Source organism: Aeromonas aquatica (assembly GCF_000764655.1).
GTDB classification, from domain to species: domain Bacteria; phylum Pseudomonadota; class Gammaproteobacteria; order Enterobacterales; family Aeromonadaceae; genus Aeromonas; species Aeromonas aquatica.
The window spans coordinates 53,048-78,030 of sequence record NZ_JRGL01000007.1; the positions used below are offsets into that span (position 1 = coordinate 53,048).

The window sequence follows — 24,983 nt, forward strand, 5'->3', positions numbered from 1 at the left end:
TTTCCTAAAATACTCTTGCCCAGTGCCGGTGAGAGTGCTTTGCGAAATCCCCCACTTCCATTTATTTGGGGACTCTCTGTGTTGAGCCTCGCCTCCCATGGAACGGTCCCCGTTATGCTGAGGACGATAGTGTGATGGAACAAGCTCGACCCATTCGCCGTGCGCTGCTGAGTGTGTCTGACAAGACCGGCATCCTGGAATTTGCCGAGGCGCTCAACGAGCGTGGCGTTGCCCTGCTCTCCACCGGTGGCACCGCCAAGCTGCTTGCCGAGGCGGGTCTGCCGGTGACCGAGGTCTCCGACTACACCGGATTCCCCGAGATGATGGACGGCCGGGTCAAGACCCTGCATCCCAAGGTGCACGGTGGCATTCTCGGCCGCCGCGATCGGGATGACGCCATCATGGCCCAGCACGCTATCTCCCCCATCGACATGGTTGTCGTCAACCTCTATCCCTTCGCCGCCACCGTCGCCAAGCCAGGCTGTACCCTGGAAGACGCGGTCGAGAACATCGACATCGGTGGCCCGACCATGGTGCGCTCCGCCGCCAAGAACCACAAAGACGTGGCTATCGTCGTGAAGGCCGCCGACTACGGTCGGGTGATCGCCGAGATGGACGGCAACGGCAACAGTCTGCGCCTTTCCACCCGCTTCGATCTCGCCATCGCGGCCTTCGAGCACACCGCCGCCTACGACGGCATGATCGCCAACTACTTCGGCACCCTGGTTCCCTCTTACGGTGACAACAAGGAAGGCGACGCAGAGTCCCGTTTCCCGCGCACCTTCAACAGCCAGTTCATCAAGAAGCAGGACATGCGCTACGGCGAGAACAGCCATCAGGCCGCCGCCTTCTATGCCGAGGAGCAGGCCGCCCCTGGCTCGGTGGCGAGCGCCGTCCAGCTGCAGGGCAAGGCACTCTCCTACAACAACATCGCCGACACGGACGCGGCGCTGGAGTGCGTGAAGGAGTTCAGCGAGCCGGCCTGCGTCATCGTCAAGCACGCCAACCCCTGCGGCGTGGCCATAGGTGCCGATCTGCTGGCGGCCTACGAGCGCGCCTGGCAGACCGACCCCACCTCCGCCTTCGGCGGCATCATCGCCTTCAACCGTGAACTGGACGGCGCCACCGCCGCCGCCATCGTCGAGCGCCAGTTTGTGGAGGTGATCATCGCCCCCAGCGTCAGCCAGGAGGCCCGTGACACCGTCGCGGCCAAGCAGAACGTGCGCCTGTTGGAATGCGGTCAGTGGACCGCACCGGCGCAAGGGTTTGATCTCAAGCGCGTCAACGGTGGCCTGCTGGTGCAGGAGCGCGATCTGGGCATGGTCACGCTCGGGGATCTGAAGGTCGTCAGCAAGCGCCAGCCCACCGAGGCCGAGCTCAAAGACCTGCTGTTCTGCTGGAAAGTCGCCAAGTTCGTCAAATCCAACGCCATCGTCTACGCCAAAGACGGCCAGACCATAGGCGTTGGCGCCGGCCAGATGAGCCGGGTCTACTCCGCCAAGATTGCCGGCATCAAGGCCGAGGATGAAGGGCTGACCGTAGCGGGCTCCGTCATGGCCTCCGACGCCTTCTTCCCGTTCCGCGACGGCATCGATGCCGCCGCCGCCGCCGGCATCGCCTGCGTCATCCAGCCCGGTGGCTCGATGCGGGATCAAGAGGTGATCGACGCCGCCGACGAGCACGGCATGTGCATGCTGTTCACCAACATGCGCCACTTCCGTCACTGATGAGACAGGGCCGCCCCGGGGTGGCCCTCTTTTCAACGGACTATTTCAACTGACTGGTTTGCACCTGCAAATGCAGTGGGTTATCACGAATAGAAGCGAGCGAGACGATGAAAGTACTGATCATTGGTAATGGTGGCCGTGAACATGCCCTGGCCTGGAAGGCCAAGCAATCTCCCATGGTGACCCGGGTGTTCGTCGCCCCCGGCAATGCCGGCACGGCCCACGAAGGCAGCATAGAGAACGTCGCCATCGAGCCCACCGACATCGCGGCCCTGCTGGCCTTCGCCAAGGCCCAGCAGATCGGCCTCACCATAGTCGGGCCCGAAGCCCCGCTGGTGAAAGGGGTGGTGGATGCCTTCCGCGCCGAAGGGCTCGCCATCTTCGGCCCGACCGCCGCCGCCGCCCAACTGGAAGGCTCCAAGGCCTTCGCCAAGGACTTCCTGGCCCGTCACGCCATCCCGACCGCCGACTACCAGAACTTCACCGAGGTGGCGCCGGCACTGGCCTACCTGCGCGAGAAGGGCGCCCCCATCGTCATCAAGGCCGATGGCCTGGCCGCCGGCAAGGGCGTCATCGTCGCCATGACCCTTGAAGAGGCCGAAGAGGCCGTGATCGACATGTTGTCCGGCAATGCGTTCGGCGATGCCGGCGCCCGGGTGGTGATCGAGGAGTTCCTGGACGGGGAAGAGGCTAGCTTCATCGTCATGGTGGACGGCGAGCACGTGCTGCCCATGGCCACCAGCCAGGATCACAAGCGGGTTGGCGATGGCGACACCGGTCTCAACACCGGCGGCATGGGAGCTTATTCCCCGGCCCCCGTGGTGACCGATGAAGTGCACAAAAAGGTGATGGAACAGGTGATCATGCCGACGGTGCGCGGCATGGCGGCCGAGGGCAACCTCTACACCGGTTTCCTCTACGCCGGCCTGATGATCGATGGCCAGGGCAATCCCAAGGTGATCGAGTTCAACTGCCGCTTCGGCGACCCCGAGACCCAGCCCATCATGCTGCGCATGCGCTCCGATCTGGTGGAGCTGTGCCTCGCCGCCTGCGCCGGCAAGCTGGATCAGGTAGAGGCTATCTATGATCCCCGCGTCGCCATCGGCGTGGTACTGGCCGCCGGCGGTTACCCCGGTGACTATGTCCAGGGCAAGCCCATCAGCGGCCTGCCGGTGGAAGAGGCGAGCGGCGAGAAGGTGTTCCATGCCGGCTCCCGTCTCGAAGGGGATACCGTCGTCACCGCCGGTGGCCGCGTGCTGTGCGCCACCGCCCTGGGCCACACTGTCGCCGAAGCGCAGCGACGCGCTTACCTGCTGGCGGACCGCATCCAGTGGGACGGCGTCTTCTACCGCCGCGACATCGGCTGGCGCGCCATCGAACGTGAGCAGGCCCAATAATCGGGCACTCGTCTCAAGCTGAACATCAGGGCCTGCGGGCCCTTTTTGCTGCCCGTGACGGCAGTCTCAGGCCCGATTCCCCTCTGGTTTTCCTCACTGGCTTGCTACATATCATCAGCACAATGCGCACACTTAGTCACAATTGGTCGCACTTTATCCATACAATTGACCCCGCTTTCATGGCATCATGCTGCATGACGCCGCACTCAAATGAGTGCCATAAAAACTGCAATGTCGTTACTTCATAAGGAAATCCCATGTTGAAAACTGTGCGCCCCCTGCTGTTGCCCCTGATGTTCGGCCTGATGGCCCTGCCTGCCATGGCCGGCGATCTGGAGCAGCCGATGAAAAATATCGGCTTCAACTACAAGCAGGCCGTCAAGGCTGACGATGCCGCCACCATGGAGAAACACATCAAGGAGATGAAGGCCCAGCTCGACATCGCCAAAGCGAAGAACATGCCGACCGCCAAGAAAGAGAAGTTCCTGGAAGGCATGAACGAGGTGCAGACCGAGCTGGATGCCAGCCTGGCGGCGCTGCAGGCCGGTGATCAGGAAAAGGCCCGCGCTCACCTGGCCAAGATCAACGACCTGAAGAAGGAGTACCACACCTATGCCAAGCAGAAGGGCTGATCCCTTTCGCTGGGATGCGCTGGTTCGCCTCACCCACTGGGGGGTGGCGGCCGCCTGCGTCGCCAACCTCTGGTTCAACGAAGCCGGGGAGACCTGGCACGAGCGGCTCGGCTATCTGGCCATCATTCTGATCAGTGTCCGGCTGGGCTGGGGCCTCTCCTTTGCGCGGGGTCATGCCCGCCTGAGTTCCCTCATCCCGAACCGGGTTGAGTTCCGCCAGCAGGCGGCGGCGCTGCGCGAGCGCACCCCTCCCGCCCCCGGCCATCACGGCAGCGGCAAGCTGGCGGTCTGGGCACTCTGGCTGATCATCCTGGCCACCGCCGGCAGCGGCTGGTTCCAGAACACCGAGCTGGGCTTCGAGCTCGATGCCGATGACTGGCACCAGTGGTGCACCTGGGCGCTGCAGGCCATGATAGCCCTGCACCTGGGCGCCATCGTCTATACCTCCTGGCGCCAGCGCAACAACCTGGTCGCGCGCATGCTGCCAACGCGCCGCCGCGCAACCCCGGCCCGGCAAGAAACCCATTCCTGAGCCAGACGGGCACCCACTTCGGGTGCTCGTTCCATTATCCCGCCAGCCTGATGCCACCTTGCATGGCCAGGCATGGCGTCCTCCCTCCCCCTCTGAATATGCTCCAGGCTTTCGCAAGCCAACCCTTTACCGAGATGGCACAAATGTCCGATCAGGGTCTCAATACAGCCTTTCATGAGCCTCATATGAAAGCATTTTCATTCACAATTCTTAACTAAATCCCGCTGTTCGATTTTCAACCATTTCGATTTCATGAATGCTACTGACCGAACGAGGTTGTTCGTCGTCCGTTCGAGACTCAGGCAGTGATAACCAATAACAAAGTCGAAGGGAAAATCGTCATGCACAACACACTGTTTCGAACCGCCCTGCTCGCGGCGGCGCTTGGCTCATTCAGCCACAGCGCCAGCGCCGAAGGGGTCATGGTCCACCTGTTCCAATGGAAGTTCAACGACATCGCCAACGAGTGCGAGACCGTGCTCGGGCCCAAGGGATTCGGGGGTGTCCAGATCACGCCACCGGCCGAACACAAGCAGGGCAGCGAGTACTGGTGGACCGTCTACCAGCCCGTCAGCTTCAAGAACTTCAACAGCTTCGGCGGTAGCGAGGCGGAGCTCAAGAGCATGATCGCCCGCTGCAACGCCGCCGGGGTCAAGATCTACGCCGATGCCGTCTTCAACCAGCTCGCCTCCGGGACCGGTACCGCCACCGGCGGCGGCAGCTACAACTCGGGCCAGTTCCAGTATCCCCAGTTTGGCTACAACGACTTCCACCACAGCGGTGACATCACCAACTACGGCGACAGCAACAACGTCTGGAACGGCGCCCTCTACGGCATGCCGGATCTGAACACCGGCTCCGTCTACGTGCAGGATCAGATAGCCACCTACATGAAGACCCTGCTCGGCTGGGGGGTCGCCGGTTTTCGAGTCGATGCGGCCAAACACATGGCCCCGAGCGAGGTGAAAGCGATCCTCGACAAGGCGGGCAGTCCCAAAGCCTACCTTGAGGTGATAGGCGCCGGCGGTGAGTCCGCCGAGATCCAGCCCAACCGTTACACCTATATCGACCGCGTCACCGACTTCAAATACGGCACCAGTCTGGCCGCCAACTTCAACGGCCAGATCAAGAACCTCAAGACCCTGGGCGAGAGCTGGGGCCTGCTCCCCTCCGACAAGTCCTTCATCTTCGTGGTCAACCACGACCGCGAGCGCGGCCACGGTGGCGGCGGCATGCTCACCTTCATGAACGGCGCCCGCTATGAGCTGGCCAACGTCTTCATGATGGCCTGGCCCTATGGCTGGAAGCAGGTGATGTCAGGCTATCGTTTCGCCGACATGGGAAAATACGAGACCGACAAGGGGGCGCCAGGCAGCACGCCTTGCTCCGACAGCCAGTGGAACTGCGAGCAGCGCCGCCCGACCATCATGAACATGGCCCTGTTCCACAACCGCACCGAGGGCACGGCGGTCAGCAACTGGTGGGATAACGGCAACAACCAGATCGCCTTCGGCCGGGGTGACAAGGGCTTCGTCGCCATCAACAACGAGGGCGGCAGCCTGGTGGCCTCGGTGCAGACCGGCCTGCCGGCCGGCGAGTATTGCAACATCTTGAGTGGCAACGACTACTGCAGCGGCGCCTACATCACAGTCGACGGCAGCGGCAAGGCCAACCTGAACCTCGCCGGCATGAAGGCCGCCGCCATCCTGGCCGGCTGTACCAAGGCCAGCCCCTGTGGCGGGACCACCCTGCCTGGCAACAAGTTCAGCAGCATGAACCTGCGCGGCACCCACAATGCCTGGGGCAATACCCCTATGACAGTCGATGCCAACCGCGTCTGGTCCGCCACCGTCAACCTGACCGGCACAGGTGATGCCACCGGGGCCCAGCGCGTCAAATTCGACGTCTTCGGTAACTGGACCGAAAACTATGGTGACAACGAGGGGGATGGCATCGCCGACAAGGGCAGCACCAAGGACATCTTCATCAGCGGCGCCGGCCAGTATCGCATCTCCCTCAAGGAGAGCGATCTCAGCTACCAGATCTCTCCGCTGAACGACAACCAGGCCCCCGTCGCCGTCCTCTCTCCCAAGACCATCAGCGTCAAGCTGGGTGAGAGCGTGGTGTTCGACGCCTCCGCCTCCAGCGACGATGCCGGTGTGCTGAGCTACGCCTGGTCCACCGGCGGCAGCGCCAAGACAGAGACGGTGCTGTTCGATGCCCTGGGTACCCGCACCATCACGGTCACCGTCACCGACGCCGAGGGGCTGACCGCCAGTGCCAGCGCCACGGTGACCGTCACCGACAGCAACGGCGCCTACAACAGCGTGCTGCCGACCCTGAGCTTCCGTGGCACTCCCAACGGCTGGGGGACGCTTGCCATGACGCTGGTCGCCGACAACCAGTGGGAAGCGCTGGTCAGCTTCGACGGCCAGACCAATCAGCGCTTCAAGTTCGACGTCAAGGGGGACTGGAGCCAGAACTACGGCGATACCAACAAGGATGGCGTGGCCGAGCAGGCCGGTGCCGACATCGCCACCACTGTCACCGGCCTGTACCGCGTGCGCTTCAACGACCAGACCCTGGCCTACAGCCTGACCCCGGTCAGCGTCGGCTATGCGAAGACCTTCCCCAGCCTGAACCTGCGTGGCACCCCCAACAACTGGGGCACCACCCCCCTGACCCTGGTCGGCGACCACCTGTGGCAGGCCAGCATCACCTTCAGCGGCACCGGTGATGCCAACGGCGGGCAAAGCTTCAAGTTCGACGTCAAGGGGGACTGGACCCAGAACTACGGCGACAGCAACCAGGACGGCGTGGCCGAGTCGGCAGGGGCTGACATCGCCACAGCCGTGGTCGGTGCCTATCTGGTTCGCTTCAACGACCAGACGCTGGCCTACAACCTGAGCGCCCAATAAGCCTAGGGCGAGAATGCTCTGGCGGCAGACGGTACCCATGCCGATTGCCACCGAAGCAGATCCGCCACCATAATGAAGCCGTGTCACCGGGTCCTCGACCCGGTGACATTTTTCTACTCGCTCTCCCCCTCACACCCCGACCTCCCAGCCGAATATTCTCCTGCCTTCTCCTCCGCCGCCAGGGGACCTCGCTTACCCCATTTCCCGACCGCCGACTCACAGGCATACTGGATCGACATCCCCATGCAGGAGCGCATATGAAACAGCTGGAAGCCCTCAAGGCCGAGGGAAGGATTGAAGAGGCCCGTCAACACGGCCTGCTGCAGCTCACCGAGCATCCGCAGCACGCCGAGCTGCACTACGAGGTGGCCTGTCTGCACGACATGCTCGGGCGCGAGACCCAGGCCATCCCCCTCTACCAGAAGGCCATAGCACTGGGGCTGGGGGGAGTGACACTGCGCGGTGCCTGGCTCGGCCTCGGCAGCTCCTATCGCAGCATCGGCCAATATGCCGAGGCGCTGGCCGCCTTTGAGCAGGGACAGGCCCGTTTCCCCGAGGCCAATGAGTTCAAAGTGTTTGGTGCCATGGCCAGCTACAACCTGGGGAACCACAAGGAGGGGATCGAGACGCTGCTGAGGGTACTGGCGGAGACGACGACGGATCCCGATCTGGTTCCCTATAGACGCGCCATCACGCTCTACGCCGAGGATCTGGACCGGCGCTGGTAACGCCAGAAACGACAAAGCCGCTCATGATGAGCGGCTTTGTCTGAATTTGGTGGCCCCTGCCTGACTTGAACAGGCGACCAATCGATTATGAGTCGACTGCTCTAACCAACTGAGCTAAGGGGCCAGAATCTTGGTTTTGCGGCGTGGATTATAGGGGATGCGAGATACCTCGTCCATAGGCAGATCAATCACTTGCTGATATTTTGTACAGCCCCCGCCAATATGCGTGATCCCCCCGACTCGTGAAACCCTGATAAAACAAAGCCCCGCATGGCGGGGCTTTTGACAAGGCTGTATCGGGTTGACCACCCCCTACCCTGAGACTACTCGTCCAGGAAGCTGCGCAGCACTTCCGAGCGGCTCGGATGACGCAGTTTACGCAAGGCCTTGGCTTCGATCTGACGAATACGCTCACGGGTCACGTCGAACTGCTTACCCACTTCCTCAAGGGTGTGGTCAGTGTTCATGTCGATACCGAAACGCATCCGCAGCACCTTGGCTTCACGGGCAGTCAGGCCAGCCAGCACTTCGCGGGTAGCGTTGCGCAGGCTCTCGCTGGTGGCCGCATCCGCTGGCAAGGCCAGGGTGGTATCTTCGATGAAGTCGCCCAAGTGGGAATCTTCATCATCACCGATGGGCGTCTCCATGGAGATGGGCTCCTTGGCGATCTTCAACACCTTGCGGATCTTGTCTTCCGGCATGCCCATGCGCATCGCCAGCTCTTCCGGGTTCGGTTCACGACCCATCTCCTGCAGCATCTGACGGGAGATACGGTTGAGCTTGTTGATGGTCTCGATCATGTGCACCGGGATACGGATGGTACGGGCCTGATCCGCGATGGAGCGGGTAATGGCCTGACGGATCCACCAGGTGGCATAGGTCGAGAACTTGTAGCCACGACGGTACTCAAACTTGTCCACAGCCTTCATCAGACCGATGTTGCCCTCCTGGATCAGATCCAGGAACTGCAGACCGCGGTTGGTGTATTTCTTGGCGATGGAGATCACCAGACGCAAGTTAGCTTCAACCATCTCTTTCTTCGCACGGCGGGCCTTGGCCTCACCGATGCTCATGCGACGGTTGATGTCTTTGATCTGGGCGATGGAGAGGCCGGTTTCCTCTTCGATCTGCTGCAGCTTGCCGATGGCACGCAGCACGTCTTCGTCCATCTCGAGCAGACGCGGAGACCAGGCCTTGCCAGCCTGTTTCTGGTATTCAAACCAGGCGGTCTCGCACTCGTTGTTGGTGAAGGCCGCGACGAAGGTTTTCTTCGGCATCTTGGCCTGCTCAACGCAGAGTTTCATGATGATGCGTTCCTGCACGCGAACCCGCTCCATCATCTCGCGCATGTTGTTGACCAGGCGATCGAACTGCTTGGGCATCAGGCGGAATTGACGGAACACATCGGCCAGCTGGGCGATAGCGGCCTGGGTGTCATCGTGGGCACGACCATTCTTCTGAATGGAGAGACGGGTTACTTCGTACTGGGCACGCAGCTCACCGAACTTCTCACGGGCGACTTCAGGATCCGGACCACCGTCCCCCTCGTCATCGGCGTCGTCGCCATCCCCATCTTCGTCTTCGTCTTCGTCTTCGTCTTCGTCAGCCAGGTCATCTTCGCTGAGCTCGGAGCCGATATGAGTGGCGGTTGGCGCCACGTCATCCGCTTCGTTCGGATCGATAAAGCCGGAGATGATATCGGACAGACGCAGCTGCTCGGCTTCGTACTTGTCGTACTGTTCGAGCAGGTAAGTGATAGCTTCGGGGTACTCGGCAACGGAGCTTTGTACCTGGTTGATACCGTCTTCGATCCGCTTGGCGATGTCGATTTCGCCTTCACGGGTCAGCAGTTCGACGGTACCCATTTCCCGCATGTACATGCGGACGGGATCGGTCGTGCGACCAATCTCAGATTCAACAGATGCCAGAGCCTGGGCCGCTGCTTCGGCAGCGTCTTCATCGGCGGTACCACCTTCAGCCATGATCAAGTCGTCGGCATCCGGGGCGTTCTCCACCACCTGGATACCCATGTCGTTGATCATCTGGATGATGTCTTCGATCTGGTCAGAGTCGACAATGTCTTGCGGGAGGTGATCGTTCACCTCGGCATAGGTCAGGTAGCCCTGTTCTTTACCTTTGGCAACGAGGAGTTTAAGCTGAGACTGCGGGGTTTGCTCCATAGAACTCATCCGGTTGGTGTTGCTAGGTTGCGCGTACAGTGCGCTGCTGCGCAAATAGCCAATTCTAATAGAAAACCGCCAGACATGCTATGTCTGGTTGCGGCGTCGGTCATGAGAAACCCCTGCCCGCAGTATTGTCGGGGCCAGGCGGTTATAAAATTTTTGCTTTTAATCCCGTCGATTCGGGCAACAGTAGACATATTGGGGCCCATCACTCAAATATCAAGCCCCGCTCTCATTTCTTTTCTCGGTCTGTACTTCTTTGATCAGCATCATCAGCTCCTGTGTTTCCTCAGAGCTTAGTCCCTCCTGAGCCACCTTAGCCTGCAATTCTTCAATTCGTTGCTTCAGGAACTGATTGATGAATCCGACGAAGGTATCCTGCAACTCCCCCAAAATATCCGGCTCCTGGTCGAGCTTGATATCTTCAAACAGGTCATGCATCGCTAGCTGAGCGAGGATCTCCCCCTCCCGAGTACCGCGCCAATGCTCCAGCAAGATGCCGGTGGTGACAGCGGGTTGGGACAAGATCTGTTGATGCAGTTGCAGCAGGAATTTGATGCCCTGCACTCGCAATCCGGCCAGCTCCGGCATGGCCGGCAGCTCGGCCGTCACCGCCGGATATTGCAACATCAACGCCAGCGCGCGGCGGATCGGCGTCAGCTTGGCGGCCTTGGGTTTGGTCAGCTCGGTCTTTGGCTGACTGTTGCGGGCAAACAGCTCGGCGATCCGCTGCTTGTTCTCTCCCCAGCGCATCATGCTGGAGAGTCGGGTGATAAGTCCCTCCCGGGTGAAACCTTCCGGCACCCGGCGAATAAGCTCGGCCGCCTTGTTGGCGACTTCGAACTTGCCCGCCTCACCGGAGAGGGCGGCATCCCGTCCCAGACGCTCGAACATGAAATCGGCGAAAGGTTGTGCCTCGTCCAGCAGGGCTTCGAAGCCCTCCTTGCCAATCTGGCGCACCAGGGAATCTGGATCCTCACCATCCGGCAGGAACACAAACTTGAGCTCCCGCCCGTCCTGCAGGTGAGGCAGCGCATTGTCCAGCGCCCGCCAGGCCGCTTCACGACCGGCATTGTCACCGTCATAGCAGCAGACCACTTCGGCCGTGGTACGGAACAGGGTGTGGATATGGTCGCTGGTGGTGGCCGTACCAAGCGCAGCCACCGCATAGTCGATGTCATACTGACCGAGCGCCACCACGTCCATGTAGCCTTCCACCACCAGGATCCGGCGAGGATCCTTGTGTGCCTGCTTCACCTCGTAGAGGCCAAACAGTTCTCGTCCCTTGTGGAAGATGGGCGTTTCCGGCGAGTTGAGGTACTTGGGCGTGCCGTCCCCCAGCACCCGGCCACCGAAGCCAATGACCCGGCCGCGCTTGTCACGGATCGGGAACATGATGCGATCGCGGAAGCGATCATAACTGCCGGGGCCGCTATCACGCGTGATCAGCATACCGCCCGAGATGAGCAGTTGCTCGTGATCCCGGCTGGCGCCAAAGCGGCGTCTCACCTGATCCCAATCTGCAGGGGCATATCCGATATTGAAACGCTTGACCACTTCCCCGGTCAGACCACGGCCCTTCAGATATTCAACAGCTTGGGGGGCATTCTTCAGATTGCTCTCGTAGAAGCGAGCAATCTGGCTCATCAGCTCAAAAAGATCCTTGCTGACAGCAGGCTGTGCCTTGCCCGTCCCGCCCACATTCTGCTCACGGGGCACCTGCATGCCCTGCAGGTTGGCAAGCTCTTCGATGGCATCGGGGAATTCGAGTCCGTCGTACTCCATGACAAAGCCGATGGCGTTGCCGTGGGCGCCACAACCGAAACAGTGATAAAACTGCTTCTCCTGGCTGACGGTGAAAGAGGGGCTTTTTTCGTTATGAAAAGGGCAGCAAGCCTGATAGTTCTTGCCGGCTTTTTTCAGACGCACTCGTGAGTCGATCAGCTCGACTATGTCTGTGCGTACGAGCAGATCATCGATAAAGGATTGTGGGATCCTGCCTGCCATAACCGTCCTGTTTCATGACTCGGAAAATAAAAAAGCCGCGCATTCACAGGGAAGCACGGCTTCTTTCGACTAACAAGAGAAATGCCTGTTATGCCAAGCGGGTTTTCACCTGAGCACTGACAGCGCCGACATCGGCACGCCCCTGAATCTTCGGCTTCAAAACAGCCATGACCTTGCCCATATCAGCCATGACGGCAGCACCACTTTCAGCGATGGCTTGCTCGATCAACGCGGCAATTTCGTCTGCGGTCAGCTGTTGCGGCAGGAATTCCTGCAGAACCAAGATCTCGGCAGACTCTATGTCGGCAAGATCCTGACGACCGGCAGCTTCAAATTGGCTGATGGAATCGCGGCGCTGTTTGACCATCTTGGTCACGACAGCGAGGATATCCTCATCATTGAGCTCGATACGGGAATCAACTTCACGCTGCTTGATTTCTGCCATCAACAAACGGATCGTCCCCAGGCGAGCCTTATCTCTGGCAAGCATGGCGAGTTTTTGTTGATCCTTGAGTTGATCCTTCAGAGACACGGCATTACCCCCAATTAGTACAGGCGGATACGACGTGCGTTTTCGCGGGACAGCTTCTTGGCGTGACGCTTAACGGCAGACGCTTTGGCGCGCTTACGGATGGTAGTCGGCTTCTCGTAGAACTCACGGCTACGAACTTCAGACAGGATACCGGCCTTTTCGCAAGAACGCTTGAAGCGACGCAGAGCAACGTCAAACGGCTCATTTTCACGGACTTTGATTACTGGCATGTGCCTTTCACCTCAGTGATATATTGTTAGCTGACCATCAGTCGATCAGCATGTCTTAAAATGGTGCGAAATTATACTCTGGACAGGGAATGAAAGTAAACCCGTAGAGATCGCTCTGGTTTAAAAAACCCGCGAAGGTTACCATAGCCGTCTCATTTTAGCAGTGAAATTTTTTAGCAATGCGTGTATTGGGCATAGAGACATCCTGTGACGAAACCGGGATCGCGATCTTCGATGATCAAAAAGGGATCCTTTCCCATCAGTTATACAGCCAGGTCAAGCTGCATGCGGACTACGGTGGCGTCGTCCCCGAGCTTGCCAGCCGGGATCATGTACGCAAGACGATCCCCTTGATCCAGGCCGCATTGCAAGAAGCGGGGCTGGGTAAAGATGATATCGACGGCATCGCTTACACTGCCGGTCCAGGTCTGGTTGGCGCCATTCTGGTCGGTGCCACCATAGGCCGCTCGCTTGCCATGGCGTGGAACAAACCGGCCATTGCCGTGCATCACATGGAGGGTCATCTGCTGGCCCCCATGCTGGAAGAGAAAGCCCCCGAATTCCCCTTCGTGGCGCTACTGGTCTCCGGCGGTCATTCCATGCTGGTGCGGGTCGATGGTATCGGCAGCTACCAGCTGCTGGGAGAGTCCATCGACGACGCCGCTGGTGAGGCCTTCGACAAGACCGCCAAGCTGATGGGGCTGGACTATCCAGGTGGCCCCCTGCTCTCGCGCCTTGCCGAGAAGGGCACTACCGGACGATTCGTCTTCCCGCGCCCCATGACCGACAGACCCGGCCTCGACATGAGCTTCTCCGGCCTCAAGACCTTTGCCGCCAATACTATCGCCGCCAATGACAACGATGAGCAGACTCGTGCCGACATCGCCCGCGCCTTCGAGGATGCGGTGGTCGACACCCTAGCCATCAAGTGCCGCCGTGCCCTGAAAGAGACGGGTCTGCAGCGCCTGGTTGTCGCCGGTGGCGTCAGCGCCAACCGCCATCTGCGGACCCAGCTGGCCGAGCTGATGGAGAGCCTCAAGGGCGAGGTATTCTATCCCCGCACCGAATACTGCACCGACAACGGCGCCATGATCGCCTACGCCGGCATGCAACGCCTCAAGGCTGGCGTGTTTGAACCCCTAGTCATCAAGGCGGTGCCACGCTGGCCGCTGGACACCCTGGATCCGGTGTGATCCACAAGATCCATTGCAATATAAAAAAGGGGCCTCAGGCCCCTTTTTGTTGTTTCTGACTGCAAAGCTTAGTTTGTGCGGAACAATGCCTCGATGGAGAGCCCTTGCCCCATCAGGATCTCCCGCAGACGGCGCAGCCCCTCCACCTGGATCTGGCGCACCCGCTCCCGGGTCAAGCCAATCTCGGCCCCCACGTCTTCCAGGGTGGCAGGTTCATAGCCGAGCAGGCCGAAGCGACGAGCCAGCACCTCACGCTGCTTGGGATTAAGCTCCTCCAGCCAGTGCACAATACTGGCACGCATGTCGTCGTCCTGGGACTCCAGCTCCGGGCCCATGCCGCGCTCGTCGGAGAGCACATCCAGCAGCGCCTTGTCCCGATCGCCGCCGATGGGGGTATCCACCGAGGTGATCTTCTCATTGAGCTTGAGCATGCGATTCACGTCATCGACCGAGCGATCCAGCGCGTGGGCAATGTCCTCGGCGGTAGGTTCATGATCGAGACGATGAGAGAGCTCGCGAGCGGTGCGCAGGTAGACGTTCAGCTCTTTGACCACATGGATGGGCAGACGGATGGTGCGGGTCTGATTCATGATGGCCCGCTCTATGGTCTGGCGGATCCACCAGGTGGCATAGGTGGAGAAACGGAAGCCGCGCTCGGGATCGAATTTTTCGACCGCGCGGATGAGACCGAGGTTGCCCTCTTCGATGAGATCCAGCAGCACCAGGCCCCGGTTGTTGTAGCGTCGGGCGATCTTGACCACCAGACGCAGGTTGGATTCGATCATGCGCTTGCGGGCGGCTTTGTCACCGCGCAAGGCACGACGGGCGTAATAGACTTCTTCTTCGGCCGTGAGCAAGGGGGAGAATCCTATCTCCCCCAGGTAGAGCTGGGTGGCATCCATTACCTTGTTCAGTTCGGGCACCATGAGCTCGTCGGAGATAGTCTCCTCAGCCTCGGCGGTGACTTCCTGAACTTCTTCTTCCTCTTGGGACTCCAGCTCCTCGTCGAACTCTAACTCTGCATCCTGCATTACCAGTTGTTCTTGGCTCATGATATGTCTCCCTGACCTGAACCAGAGCAAGACTCAGCTCTCTGGGTTAACGCTTTGGCAAATAGCCCATCGGATTGATTGATTTGCCTTTGTACCGGATTTCAAAGTGCAAGCGCACATCCGGCGCATCCGTGCTACCCATATTGGCGATGACAGCTCCGCCCTTGACGGAGTCTCCCTCCTTCACCCTCAACTCGTCGTTGTGGGCATAAGCCGAGAGGTAGTCATCGTTGTGTTTGAGAATAATCAGCTTGCCATAACCCCGCAGTGCGCTACCCGCGTAGACCACCTTGCCACCACTCGCGGCGTAGATGGGTTGCCCCTTCTGGCCCGAGATATCGATACCCTTGTTACCCTGTTCCGCAACAGAGAAACCTTCGACGATCCGGCCTTGTGTCGGCCAGTGCCACGAGAGTGTCGACTGGGAGTTGCTGTTTTTTTGTTCTGTCGACTGAGCGTATGCTGTTGAAGATGCCGGAGCAATGCTTTTTTGTGAGATGAATGGGGTGGTCGTACCTGCTGGTGCAGTCGCCAGCGGTTTGGGGCCGGAACTGGCCACAGCCGGTGTCGTCACCGCCACCATCTGACCGCCGCTCGCCGCACCGGACGACGGCACGCTCAGCACCTGGCCGACATGCAGCCCATAGGGTGCCTGCAGGTTGTTGCGCTGTGCCAGCGTCTGATTGGACACATTGAACTGGCGGCCAATGCTGCTCAGAGTGTCGCCACGGCGTACTTCATAAGTGCCGTTACTGGCCCCGCTACTATGGCTGACAGCACTAGCTGTGCTCACCACAGTACCGGATGATGCGCCATCCAACCTGAGTTGCTGGCCCGGATAGATGTTGTAGGGAGGGCTGATGCCGTTGAGGCTGACCAGGGATGCGACATCCATGCCCGAACGGAATGCGATGGAGTACAGGGTATCCCCCTTCACCACTGTGTAACTGCCACCCTGCATGCCCGAATTGGCCATGTTTTGACGAGTCGGGATGGTCGAGGCAATGGGGTCATTGCCGAGACTCTGTACCGGGGCAGCAGTCTTGCTGGAAGAGCAGGCAAGCAGCAGCCATGACAACACGACGACACTACTTCCTTGCCAAACACGCGAACGCATAGTGGATCCTTAACGACTAAACCAGAAATAGGCCGCAATGGCCAAACCAATACAGAGCCAGCCGAGCACATCCACATAGTGCATCAGCTTGCGCTCCATCTTCTCACCGCCCCAGCGCATCAGGCCCGCCACCAGGAAGAAGCGCATACCACGACCTATCAGCGAGGTCAGGATGAAGGGCAATAGCGCCATGTGGAGCAGGCCCGCCGTGACGGTAAACACCTTGTAGGGGATCGGCGTGAAACTGGCAATAAAAATCACCCAGATGCCCCATTGTTCAAACCACTGCTCGGCCAGAGCAATCTTGTCTTCATAGCCGACCGAGACCACCAGCGGCTGTACCACGGGCTCCCATAAGGCGTAGCCAAGCAGGTAACCAAACAGTGCCCCCAATACCGAGCACAGGGTCGCCAGGGCGGCATAGTGCCAGGCCCGCCGGGGCTTGGCCAGCGCCATGGGGGCCAGCATCACATCCACCGGGATGGGCCAGAACACCGACTCGATAAAGGCAGTGATCGCCAGATAATAAGGTGCGTACTGATGGCGGGCCCAGCGCATCACCACGACATAGAGTCGGGAGAACAGCGTCACTCAACATCTCCGTCGATAAGAGGAACGAAACGCACCGGCTCCAGGACCCGGCTGGTCAGCTGGGAACCGGAGCGTTCGATCAGCTGCAGCGTCTGCTGGCTGTCACCCACCGGCAACACCAGACGGCCGCCATCGGCCAGTTGATCGGTCAAGGCCTTGGGCACCTCGCTCGCCGCCGCCGTCACCAGAATCGCATCGAACGGCCCCTTATTTGGCCAGCCCAGCCAGCCGTTACCATGCTTGGCCGAAACGTTGTGCAGATCGAGCTGACGCAACCGGCGCCGGGCCAGAAATTGCAGAGACTTGATCCGCTCCACCGTATAGACATGCTCCACCAGATGAGCCAGCACCGCAGTCTGATAACCGGAACCCGTGCCTATTTCCAGCACATGGGCCGGATTGTTCTGGATCAGCAGCTCGGTCATCCGCGCCACCATGTAAGGCTGCGAGATGGTCTGGCCCTGACCGATGGGCAGAGCCGTGTTGTCCCAGGCTTTGTGCGCCATGGCTTCATCTACAAATAGCTGGCGCGGCACTTTCGCAATCGCCGCGAGCACGCGGAAATCGCGAATGTCCTGGGCGATCAGCTGGTTCAACAGGCGCTGTACGATCACCGCGTCATCCCTGCAGATCCAACCAGGCTCCCAGACTCGCCAGACTGCCGTAGGCCGTCATGTCGATGGTCAAGGGGGTGATGGAGACATAACCCTGCTCGATGGCGGCGAAATCCGTACCCTCCCCCGCATCCTGCTGGCTGCCCGGCGGGCCTATCCAGTAGATGGGTTGACCACGGGGATCCTCGGTGCGGATCACCGCCTCGGCCCGATGGCGATTGCCAAGACGGGTCACCCTGATCCCCTTGATCTGCTCGATCGGCAGATCCGGCACATTGACGTTGAGGATCTGGTCGGCAGGCAAGGGGTGCACCATCAGGCCTCGCACCAGCTGGGCCGCATAGTGGGCGGCCGTGGCGAAGTGGGTCTTGCCCACCAGGGAGATGGCGAGCGACGGGAAGCCGAGGTGACGTCCCTCGGTCGCGGCCGCCACTGTGCCCGAGTAGATGACATCATCCCCCAGATTGGCACCGTGATTGATGCCGGCCACCACCATGTCCGGCTCGGGGCGCACCAGCTCATTGACCGCGAGGTGCACGCAGTCGGTCGGCGTCCCCTTGACCGCATAGCTTTTGATCCCGTGAAAGGCAGCGTCGCTGATGCGGGTGACCCGCAGCGGCACCTCCAGCGTCAGAGAATGACTGGCGCCACTGCGGTTGCGATCCGGCGCCACCACAATGACCTCACCACAAGCCGTCAAGGCCGTGCTGAGGGCAAGGATCCCCTCGGCATGTACTCCATCGTCATTACTGACCAGAATTCGCATCGGTTGGGTTCCTGAAACCGTGATCGGCCTCTTCGGCCTGCATTAACTCGCGTACCACGCTGGTGGCAAAGGCACCGGCCGGCAGGAAGAACGACAGGGTCAGCGCATCGGCGCCCAGCTCCCAGCTCATTCCTTCCGGTTGCAGCAGCAGCGGGCGTCTGTCCTGATCCAGCCCGGCCTTCTCCAGGCCAGCGCACCAGTCGGGGTAAGCGGCCAGCACGCCCAGCTCGAATTCGGCGGCGGCGCCCTGACTGGCCAGCCGGCCACGGCCCCACTGGGGAGCGGTCAGCTGCACGTCACCGGAAGCCAGCCGCGCCTCCAGCTCGGGGGTCACCGCCTCCTCGCTGAAGATGGAGTGGCTGCCCTTGAGCATCAGGCAATCGCCGGCCAGCAGCTGCTGAGCCAGGCCCTGCTCGATGCGGGCGCTGACGATGGCGTTGAACAGCATGCTGCGGGCGGCGGAGAGATAGAGGGAGCGCTTGTTGCGATCATTGATCCGCTTGCCGGCGAACATCGCCTTGGCCGCCTCCAGGTTGTTGCCACCGCGACCGAAGCGCTGTTCGCCGTAATAGTTCGGCACCCCCTGGCTGGCGATGGCGTGCAGACGGGATGCCAGCCCATCGGCTTGCTCTATGCCGGTCAGGCGCAAGGTGAAGTGATTGCCCTTGAGGTAACCGACCCGCAGCTTGCGGTTGTGGCGCTTGGCCTGCAGGATCTGGATGCTGTCGCTCTGGATGACCGACAGATCCGGCTCGCCCTTGCCCGGCAAGTGAATGCCGAACCACTGCTCGGTCACCGCATGGCGATCCTTGAGGCCGGCCCAGGTCACCGCATTGCGGTTGACCCCGGCCGCATCGGCCAGCAGGCCCGCCACCCAGGCGGTGTTCTCACCGGTCTTGCGCACCCGCACGAAGATATGTTCACCCTCGCCGCAGGGTTCGAAGCCGAGATCCTCGACCACCACGAAGTCACTGGCCTCGGCCTTGAGGATGCCGCGGGCGGTCGGCGCCCCGTGCAGATAGCTAAGCTGTTCCAACATTATTGTTTCACCAGTAAGACGACGGCTTCGGTGGCAATCCCTTCCTTGCGCCCCGTAAAACCAAGCTGTTCGGTGGTGGTCGCCTTGACGTTCACCCGATTCAAATCACATTGCAGATCCGCCGCCAGCACGGCGCACATGGCATCGATATGGGGCGCCATCTTGGGAGCCTGGGCGATGATGGTCACGTCCAGATTGCCGATGGCATAACCCGCCTGCAGCACCCGGGCATAGACGTCCCGCAGCAGGATACGGCTGTCGATCCCCTTGAACTCGGCGGCGGTATCAGGGAAGTGGCGGCCGATATCACCGGCACCGATCGCCCCCAGCAGCGCATCGCTCACCGCGTGCAGCACCACATCACCGTCGGAGTGGGCCAGCAGCCCCTGTTCGTACGGCACCGCTACCCCGCCCAGCATGCAGGGGCCGACCCCGCCAAATCGGTGTACATCAAAACCATGTCCAATGCGGATCATGATGGCTCCTTGAACGATGAATTCTGTTGATCTAAAAACAGCCCCGCCAGAGAGAGATCCTCCGGCCGGGTCACCTTGATATTGTCGGCGCGCCCCTCCACCATCCGCACCGGGAAACCGGCCCGCTCCATGGCGGAGGCCTCATCGGTGATGCTGGCGCCGAGCGCCAATCCTTCTTCCAGCGCCCGCTTGAGGCGGACGGTGGGAAACATCTGCGGGGTCAGTGCATGCCAGAGCTGTTCGCGCTCGACGGTCGCCACTATGTTGCCAGCTGCGTCGGTGCGCTTCATGGTGTCCCGCACCCGACTGCCGAGGATGGCGCCATCGCAGGCCAGGGCCGCCGCGATGAGCGCATCGAGATCGCTGTGGCAGAGGCAGGGACGGGCGGCATCGTGCACCAGCACCCAGTCCGAGCTCGCCACCTGCAGGGCATTGAGCACCGAGTAGGCGCGCTCCGCGCCGCCTTCGACCCGCAGGATACGTGGATCGGCCGCGATGGGCAGGGCATCAAACCAGCCATCGTGGGGCGCCAGCGCCACTATCACCTGGGCGATGGCCGGGTGGGACAGCAGACAGCCGAGGGTATGCTCCAGAATGGTCTTCCCCGCCAGCGGCAGGTACTGCTTCGGGCACTCGGCGCCCATGCGGCTGCCGATACCGGCGGCCGGGACTATGGCGGTCAGCCCGGTTGGCAGATCAATCATCGTAGGGCGCACCGTCCGGCTCTGTTACTTGGTCTTTTTCCTTGGGAATGATCCGGTAGAAGGTCTCGCCCTGCTTGATGTAACCAAGATCGTTGCGCGACAGCTCCTCGATGGCCTCGAGGCCCGAGGTGAGATCGTCGATCTCACGATAAATCAAATTGTTGCGATCCTTGAGAGTCAGATTGTCCTGCTGCTGCCGGTTGATGGCATCGGAGAGTTCCCGATAGTCGGAGAGGCCGTTCTTCCCCAGCCAGAAATCATACTGCAGCCCTCCCAACAGGAAGAGCAGGATAAGAGTGAATAGCCGCATGCACTGAATCTCCTTCAAGCGGCCTAGTTTCCCATATTCGCAGGCAAGACAAAAGGAAGCCGGTGTGCCAGACGGGTAAGGGGGAATAAAAAAACGGGCGGGATCCGGGGGGCGGATATGAAAAAACCGAGATAGAGAAGATGGTGAGGCTTTGTACCGCCCAGGCAACAGAGACGAAAAAGCCCCGCCACAAGGTGGCGGGGCTTTGCGCAGCTCAAGTGAAACTCGGCATTAAGCGTGGTTTTTCACTTCTTTCAGACCGCGGAACGGAGCCTTGGCACCCAGGGCTTCTTCGATACGGATCAGCTGGTTGTACTTGGCAACACGGTCAGAACGGCTCATGGAACCGGTCTTGATCTGGCCAGCAGCAGTACCCACGGCCAGGTCGGCGATGGTCGCGTCTTCGGTCTCACCGGAGCGGTGGGAGATGACGGCAGTGTAGCCAGCGTCTTTGGCCATCTTGATGGCAGCCAGAGTCTCGGTCAGGGAACCGATCTGGTTGAACTTGATCAGGATGGAGTTGGCGATGCCGTTGTCGATACCGCGCTTCAGGATGCTGGTGTTGGTTACGAACAGGTCGTCACCCACGATCTGGATCTTGCTACCCAGTTCCTTGGTCTGGTAGGCAAAGCCATCCCAGTCGGATTCGTCCAGGCCATCTTCGATGGAGACGATCGGGAACTTGGTGGTCAGATCGGCCAGGTAGTCAGAGAACTCGTTGGAGGTGAAGATACGACCTTCGCCCTTCAGGTTGTACTCTTTCTTCTCTGCGTCGTAGAACTCGGAAGCAGCGCAGTCCATGGCCAGGGTGATGTCGGTGCCCAGCTTGTAACCGGCAGCGGCAACGGCTTCGGCGATCACTTCCAGCGCTTCGGCGTTGGACTTCAGGTTAGGCGCGAAGCCACCTTCGTCACCAACGGCGGTAGCGTAGCCCTTGGACTTCAGTACCTTGGCCAGGTTGTGGAACACTTCGGCACCCATGCGGATGGCTTCTTTCAGAGTCTTGGCGCCAACCGGCTGGATCATGAACTCCTGGATGTCGACGTTGTTGTCGGCGTGCTCACCACCGTTGATGATGTTCATCATCGGCAACGGCATGGAGTAGACACCCGGGGTGCCGTTCAGCTCGGCGATGTGAGCGTACAGCGGCAGGCCCTTGGAGGCAGCAGCAGCCTTGGCGGCAGCCAGAGAAACGGCCAGGATGGCGTTGGCGCCAAACTTGGATTTGTTCTCGGTACCGTCCAGATCGATCATGATCTGGTCCAGAGCGGCTTGGTCCTTGGCATCTTTACCCAGCAACGCTTGGGCGATCGGGCCGTTGACGGCGGCAATGGCTTTCAGTACGCCTTTACCCAGGAAACGGCTCTTGTCGCCGTCACGCAGTTCCAGCGCTTCGCGGGAACCGGTGGACGCGCCAGACGGAGCGGCTGCCATACCAACAAAACCACCTTCCAGATGAACTTCGGCCTCAACGGTCGGGTTACCACGGGAGTCGATGATTTCACGACCGATCACTTTAACGATCTTGGACATGTGTATTTCCTCAGGTTTCGTAAAAAAACAACAAAAATATGCCAAAAAAAGCGGCTGCGGCACAGAGCCTCAACCGCATTTATTTTAAATTACTTCAAATTACGCTTCTGATACTCGCCGGCAGCCTTCACGAAACCGGCAAACAGGGCGTGTCCATCGCGGGGAGTCGAGGTGAACTCCGGGTGGAACTGCGCCGCTACAAACCAAGGGTGATCCGGAATCTCGATAATTTCCACCAGCTTCTTGTCGGCGGAGAGACCGGTGACCTTCAGGCCGGCCGCTTCGATCTGCGGCAGCAGCTTGTTGTTCACCTCATAGCGGTGACGGTGGCGCTCATAGATGGTCGGGCTGCCGTACATCTGACGCACCTTGGAGCCTTCGACCAGGTGGCAGAGCTGGGAACCCAGACGCATGGTGCCGCCCAGATCGGATTTCTCGGTACGAGTCTCGACGTTGCCTTCTTCATCCACCCATTCGGTGATGAGGCCAACGACCGGATAAGCGCAATCTTTCTTGAATTCGGAGGAGTGAGCGCCAGTCATGCCGGCCACGTTGCGAGCGAACTCGATCATGGCTACTTGCATGCCGAGGCAGATGCCCAGGTAAGGGATCTTGTTCTCACGGGCATACTGGGCGGCCAGGATCTTGCCTTCCACGCCGCGCTCACCGAAGCCACCCGGCACCAGGATCGCGTCCAGACCTTCCAGCAGCTCGGCGCCACGGGTCTCGATGTCCTGAGAGTCGATGAACTTGATGTTGACGGACAGGCGGGTTTTCAGGCCACCGTGCTTGAGCGCCTCGTTGACGGACTTGTAGGCATCCGGCAGGGACACATACTTGCCGACCATGCCGATGGTCACTTCCGCGGTCGGGTTGGCCTCTTCATAGACAACCTGTTCCCACTCGGACAAGTCGGCTTCGTTGCACTTCAGGCCGAAACGGGCGATGAAGTAGTCATCCAGATTCTGGGATTTCAGCAGCGCCGGGATCTTGTAGATGGAGTCGACGTCCTTCATGGAGATGACGGCGCGCTCTGGCACGTTGCAGAACAGGGCGATCTTGGCACGCTCGTTGGCCGGAATGGCGCGATCGGAGCGGCAGATCAGCACGTCTGGCTGGATCCCGATGGAGAGCAGCTCCTTGACGGAATGCTGGGTCGGCTTGGTCTTCACCTCGCCGGCGGCGGCCAGGTAAGGAACCAGCGTCAGGTGCATGAACATGGCATTGTCGCGGCTCACTTCGGCGGCCAGCTGACGAATGGCTTCGAGGAACGGCAGGGACTCGATATCGCCCACAGTACCGCCCACTTCGACGATGGCCACCTGATGGCCTTCGGCACCGGCAATCACCCGCTCCTTGATGGCGTTGGTGATGTGCGGGATGACCTGGATGGTGGCGCCCAGATAGTCACCACGACGCTCTTTGCGCAGCACGTCGGCGTAGATACGGCCGGTGGTGAAGTTGTTGCGACGGGTCATCTTGGTGCGGATGAAACGCTCGTAATGGCCCAGATCCAGATCGGTCTCGGCCCCGTCCTCGGTTACGAACACTTCACCGTGCTGGGTCGGGCTCATGGTGCCCGGATCCACGTTGATATAGGGGTCCAGTTTCATGATGGTCACATCCAGACCACGGGCTTCCAGAATGGCTGCCAGAGAAGCTGCGGCAATGCCTTTGCCGAGGGATGAAACAACGCCACCAGTTACAAAAATATATTTTGTCGTCATGCTGAACCTGAAAGAAGTTTAGGGATTTTTAAGGGGTGCTTCGGGGATGAAGCAGGACGGGGAAACAGTATACCAAAACCCCCTCTCCCAAACAATGAACAAAAATCTATCAGGCTCGCCGCGCCCCCGTCTTGCGCCAAATCAACTTTGCTCGGTTTCCTTGGCCTTGTCCCAGGCCGCATCCAGCTTCTCCAGAGTACAATCGGTCATTTTCAAGCCTTCCGCAGCAATAAACTGCTCAACCTGACGAAAACGACGTTCGAACTTGGCGTTGGCGGCCCGCAGTACCTGCTCCGGATCCTTGCCCAGATGCCGCACCAGATTGACGGTGGCAAACAGCAGATCCCCGAGCTCGTCGCTCACCCGCTCCTCGTCCACGTCGACCATCAGCGCCTCTTCCATCACCTCCTCGATCTCTTCGTGGATCTTGTCCACCACGGGGCCGAGGGTCTTCCAGTCGAAACCGACGGTGGCGCAGCGCTTCTGGATCTTGGCGGCCCGGCTCAGGGCCGGCAGCGCGAGCGGAATGTCATCCAGCACGCTCTCTTTATCGAGGGCGGCCCGCTCTTTGGCCTTCTCTGCCTCCCAGTTCTGCTTCACTGCCTGCTCGTCCTCGAGGTCCGCCTCGGCGAACACATGGGGATGACGGCGGATGAGCTTCTCGCTCACGGTATCGACGATATCGGCAAAGTCGAACAGCCCCTGTTCCTTGCCCAGCTGGGCGTAGAACACCACCTGGAACAGCAAATCGCCAAGTTCACCCTTTAATCCCTCCCAATCCCGGGTTTCGATGGCGTCGGCCACTTCGTAGGCCTCCTCCAGGGTGTGGGGGACTATGGTCTGGAAATCCTGCTTGAGGTCCCAGGGGCAACCGCCGTTCGGGTCGCGCAATTGAGCCATGATATCGAGTAGCTGGGGCAAGTCGTAATGCGAGGACATAAGCGGTTCACTTCATCAAAGGGGTCAAAGAACAAC

23 protein-coding genes and 1 tRNA gene are annotated in these 24,983 nt (G+C 60.3%); 7 read left to right on the forward strand and 17 right to left on the reverse strand.

Features of this window, described 5'->3' with window-relative positions:
• Nucleotides 1-134: 134 nt before the first annotated feature.
• The 6 genes from purH (at nucleotide 135) to LG30_RS0100905 (ending at nucleotide 7,934) form a co-directional block, all read left to right on the forward strand.
• Complete coding sequence (purH, locus tag LG30_RS0100880) at nucleotides 135-1,727, forward strand: bifunctional phosphoribosylaminoimidazolecarboxamide formyltransferase/IMP cyclohydrolase (RefSeq protein ID WP_033128818.1); 1,593 nt, start codon at nucleotides 135-137, stop codon at nucleotides 1,725-1,727.
• A gap of 107 nt (nucleotides 1,728-1,834) precedes the next feature.
• Nucleotides 1,835-3,124 (forward strand): phosphoribosylamine--glycine ligase, encoded by a 1,290-nt coding sequence (purD, locus tag LG30_RS0100885; protein ID WP_033128819.1) that lies wholly within the window; start codon nucleotides 1,835-1,837, stop codon nucleotides 3,122-3,124.
• Nucleotides 3,125-3,381: 257 nt separating this feature from the next.
• A complete protein-coding gene (locus LG30_RS0100890) occupies nucleotides 3,382-3,756 on the forward strand; it encodes a cytochrome b562 (protein WP_033128820.1) in 375 nt (124 codons plus the stop codon).
• A complete protein-coding gene (locus LG30_RS0100895) occupies nucleotides 3,737-4,288 on the forward strand; it encodes a cytochrome b/b6 domain-containing protein (protein WP_033128821.1) in 552 nt (183 codons plus the stop codon). Before LG30_RS0100890 ends, LG30_RS0100895 begins: the two co-directional genes overlap by 20 nt.
• Nucleotides 4,289-4,629: 341 nt before the next feature.
• A complete protein-coding gene (locus tag LG30_RS0100900; RefSeq protein ID WP_033128822.1) occupies nucleotides 4,630-7,206 on the forward strand; it encodes an alpha amylase C-terminal domain-containing protein in 2,577 nt (858 codons plus the stop codon).
• Between the two features lie 257 nt (nucleotides 7,207-7,463).
• Entirely contained in the window at nucleotides 7,464-7,934 is a 471-nt protein-coding gene (locus LG30_RS0100905; protein ID WP_033128823.1) for a tetratricopeptide repeat protein, read from the forward strand.
• Nucleotides 7,935-7,981: 47 nt separating this feature from the next.
• On the opposite strand, the gene LG30_RS0100910 is transcribed toward LG30_RS0100905, so the two are convergent.
• The 5 genes from LG30_RS0100910 to rpsU form a co-directional block, all read right to left on the reverse strand.
• A tRNA-Ile gene (locus tag LG30_RS0100910) sits at nucleotides 7,982-8,058 on the reverse strand.
• A gap of 199 nt (nucleotides 8,059-8,257) precedes the next feature.
• Nucleotides 8,258-10,153: an RNA polymerase sigma factor RpoD gene (gene rpoD, locus LG30_RS0100915; RefSeq protein ID WP_338010722.1), complete on the reverse strand. Its 1,896-nt coding sequence runs from the start codon at nucleotides 10,151-10,153 to the stop codon at nucleotides 8,258-8,260.
• A 183-nt stretch (nucleotides 10,154-10,336) separates the two neighbouring features.
• Entirely contained in the window at nucleotides 10,337-12,124 is a 1,788-nt protein-coding gene (gene dnaG / locus LG30_RS0100920; RefSeq protein ID WP_033128825.1) for a DNA primase, read from the reverse strand.
• 88 nt (nucleotides 12,125-12,212) lie between these two features.
• On the reverse strand, nucleotides 12,213-12,656 hold the full coding sequence (locus tag LG30_RS0100925; RefSeq protein WP_033128826.1) for a GatB/YqeY domain-containing protein: 444 nt from the start codon (nucleotides 12,654-12,656) through the stop codon (nucleotides 12,213-12,215).
• Nucleotides 12,657-12,670: 14 nt separating this feature from the next.
• Complete coding sequence (rpsU, locus tag LG30_RS21245; protein WP_005309452.1) at nucleotides 12,671-12,886, reverse strand: 30S ribosomal protein S21; 216 nt, start codon at nucleotides 12,884-12,886, stop codon at nucleotides 12,671-12,673.
• 179 nt (nucleotides 12,887-13,065) lie between these two features.
• Here rpsU and tsaD point away from each other — a divergent pair, with 179 nt between their 5' ends.
• Nucleotides 13,066-14,079: a tRNA (adenosine(37)-N6)-threonylcarbamoyltransferase complex transferase subunit TsaD gene (tsaD, locus tag LG30_RS0100930; protein WP_033128827.1), complete on the forward strand. Its 1,014-nt coding sequence runs from the start codon at nucleotides 13,066-13,068 to the stop codon at nucleotides 14,077-14,079.
• A 68-nt stretch (nucleotides 14,080-14,147) separates the two neighbouring features.
• Here the strand turns inward: tsaD and rpoS are convergent, their stop codons facing one another.
• The 12 genes from rpoS to mazG form a co-directional block, all read right to left on the reverse strand.
• Nucleotides 14,148-15,131 (reverse strand): RNA polymerase sigma factor RpoS, encoded by a 984-nt coding sequence (rpoS, locus tag LG30_RS0100935; protein ID WP_033128828.1) that lies wholly within the window; start codon nucleotides 15,129-15,131, stop codon nucleotides 14,148-14,150.
• A gap of 46 nt (nucleotides 15,132-15,177) precedes the next feature.
• Entirely contained in the window at nucleotides 15,178-16,248 is a 1,071-nt protein-coding gene (locus LG30_RS0100940) for a LysM peptidoglycan-binding domain-containing protein (RefSeq protein WP_033128829.1), read from the reverse strand.
• Nucleotides 16,249-16,257: 9 nt separating this feature from the next.
• The gene (locus LG30_RS0100945; RefSeq protein ID WP_033128830.1) at nucleotides 16,258-16,839 is read right to left on the reverse strand and encodes a YqaA family protein; all 582 of its coding nucleotides are present in this window, start codon (nucleotides 16,837-16,839) and stop codon (nucleotides 16,258-16,260) included.
• Nucleotides 16,836-17,453 carry a protein-L-isoaspartate(D-aspartate) O-methyltransferase gene (locus LG30_RS0100950; protein WP_033128831.1) on the reverse strand — a complete coding sequence of 206 codons (618 nt, stop codon included), beginning with the start codon at nucleotides 17,451-17,453 and terminating at the stop codon, nucleotides 16,836-16,838. Before LG30_RS0100950 ends, LG30_RS0100945 begins: the two co-directional genes overlap by 4 nt.
• A 4-nt stretch (nucleotides 17,454-17,457) precedes the next feature.
• Nucleotides 17,458-18,219 carry a 5'/3'-nucleotidase SurE gene (gene surE / locus LG30_RS0100955; RefSeq protein ID WP_033128832.1) on the reverse strand — a complete coding sequence of 254 codons (762 nt, stop codon included), beginning with the start codon at nucleotides 18,217-18,219 and terminating at the stop codon, nucleotides 17,458-17,460.
• The gene (truD, locus tag LG30_RS0100960; RefSeq protein ID WP_033128833.1) at nucleotides 18,200-19,258 is read right to left on the reverse strand and encodes a tRNA pseudouridine(13) synthase TruD; all 1,059 of its coding nucleotides are present in this window, start codon (nucleotides 19,256-19,258) and stop codon (nucleotides 18,200-18,202) included. Before truD ends, surE begins: the two co-directional genes overlap by 20 nt.
• Nucleotides 19,258-19,734, reverse strand: a complete 477-nt coding sequence (gene ispF / locus LG30_RS0100965) for a 2-C-methyl-D-erythritol 2,4-cyclodiphosphate synthase (protein WP_033128834.1) — start codon at nucleotides 19,732-19,734, stop codon at nucleotides 19,258-19,260. The genes truD and ispF overlap by 1 nt, the downstream gene beginning before the upstream one ends.
• Complete coding sequence (gene ispD / locus LG30_RS0100970) at nucleotides 19,731-20,438, reverse strand: 2-C-methyl-D-erythritol 4-phosphate cytidylyltransferase (protein ID WP_033128835.1); 708 nt, start codon at nucleotides 20,436-20,438, stop codon at nucleotides 19,731-19,733. Before ispD ends, ispF begins: the two co-directional genes overlap by 4 nt.
• On the reverse strand, nucleotides 20,431-20,748 hold the full coding sequence (ftsB, locus tag LG30_RS0100975; protein ID WP_033128836.1) for a cell division protein FtsB: 318 nt from the start codon (nucleotides 20,746-20,748) through the stop codon (nucleotides 20,431-20,433). Before ftsB ends, ispD begins: the two co-directional genes overlap by 8 nt.
• Nucleotides 20,749-20,979: 231 nt before the next feature.
• A complete protein-coding gene (gene eno, locus LG30_RS0100980; RefSeq protein ID WP_033128837.1) occupies nucleotides 20,980-22,281 on the reverse strand; it encodes a phosphopyruvate hydratase in 1,302 nt (433 codons plus the stop codon).
• A gap of 89 nt (nucleotides 22,282-22,370) precedes the next feature.
• Nucleotides 22,371-24,008 carry a glutamine hydrolyzing CTP synthase gene (gene pyrG, locus LG30_RS0100985; protein ID WP_033128838.1) on the reverse strand — a complete coding sequence of 546 codons (1,638 nt, stop codon included), beginning with the start codon at nucleotides 24,006-24,008 and terminating at the stop codon, nucleotides 22,371-22,373.
• Between the two features lie 141 nt (nucleotides 24,009-24,149).
• Entirely contained in the window at nucleotides 24,150-24,947 is a 798-nt protein-coding gene (gene mazG, locus LG30_RS0100990) for a nucleoside triphosphate pyrophosphohydrolase (RefSeq protein ID WP_033128839.1), read from the reverse strand.
• Nucleotides 24,948-24,983: the final 36 nt, after the last annotated feature.

Bases quoted from the DNA above. Each gene is read 5' to 3' on its own strand.
- LG30_RS0100905 (WP_033128823.1), top strand. From the start codon at position 7,464: ATGAAACAGCTGGAAGCCCTCAAGGCCGAGGGAAGGATTGAAGAGGCC.
- purD (WP_033128819.1), top strand. From the start codon at position 1,835: ATGAAAGTACTGATCATTGGTAATGGTGGCCGTGAACATGCCCTGGCC.
- eno (WP_033128837.1), bottom strand. From the start codon at position 22,281: ATGTCCAAGATCGTTAAAGTGATCGGTCGTGAAATCATCGACTCCCGT.
- ftsB (WP_033128836.1), bottom strand. From the start codon at position 20,748: ATGCGGCTATTCACTCTTATCCTGCTCTTCCTGTTGGGAGGGCTGCAG.
- pyrG (WP_033128838.1), bottom strand. From the start codon at position 24,008: ATGACGACAAAATATATTTTTGTAACTGGTGGCGTTGTTTCATCCCTC.
- purH (WP_033128818.1), top strand. From the start codon at position 135: ATGGAACAAGCTCGACCCATTCGCCGTGCGCTGCTGAGTGTGTCTGAC.
- ispD (WP_033128835.1), bottom strand. From the start codon at position 20,438: ATGATTGATCTGCCAACCGGGCTGACCGCCATAGTCCCGGCCGCCGGT.
- LG30_RS0100890 (WP_033128820.1), top strand. From the start codon at position 3,382: ATGTTGAAAACTGTGCGCCCCCTGCTGTTGCCCCTGATGTTCGGCCTG.
- mazG (WP_033128839.1), bottom strand. From the start codon at position 24,947: ATGTCCTCGCATTACGACTTGCCCCAGCTACTCGATATCATGGCTCAA.
- surE (WP_033128832.1), bottom strand. From the start codon at position 18,219: ATGCGAATTCTGGTCAGTAATGACGATGGAGTACATGCCGAGGGGATC.
- rpoS (WP_033128828.1), bottom strand. From the start codon at position 15,131: ATGAGCCAAGAACAACTGGTAATGCAGGATGCAGAGTTAGAGTTCGAC.
- LG30_RS0100940 (WP_033128829.1), bottom strand. From the start codon at position 16,248: ATGCGTTCGCGTGTTTGGCAAGGAAGTAGTGTCGTCGTGTTGTCATGG.
- LG30_RS0100900 (WP_033128822.1), top strand. From the start codon at position 4,630: ATGCACAACACACTGTTTCGAACCGCCCTGCTCGCGGCGGCGCTTGGC.
- tsaD (WP_033128827.1), top strand. From the start codon at position 13,066: ATGCGTGTATTGGGCATAGAGACATCCTGTGACGAAACCGGGATCGCG.
- rpsU (WP_005309452.1), bottom strand. From the start codon at position 12,886: ATGCCAGTAATCAAAGTCCGTGAAAATGAGCCGTTTGACGTTGCTCTG.
- ispF (WP_033128834.1), bottom strand. From the start codon at position 19,734: ATGATCCGCATTGGACATGGTTTTGATGTACACCGATTTGGCGGGGTC.
- truD (WP_033128833.1), bottom strand. From the start codon at position 19,258: ATGTTGGAACAGCTTAGCTATCTGCACGGGGCGCCGACCGCCCGCGGC.
- LG30_RS0100895 (WP_033128821.1), top strand. From the start codon at position 3,737: ATGCCAAGCAGAAGGGCTGATCCCTTTCGCTGGGATGCGCTGGTTCGC.
- dnaG (WP_033128825.1), bottom strand. From the start codon at position 12,124: ATGGCAGGCAGGATCCCACAATCCTTTATCGATGATCTGCTCGTACGC.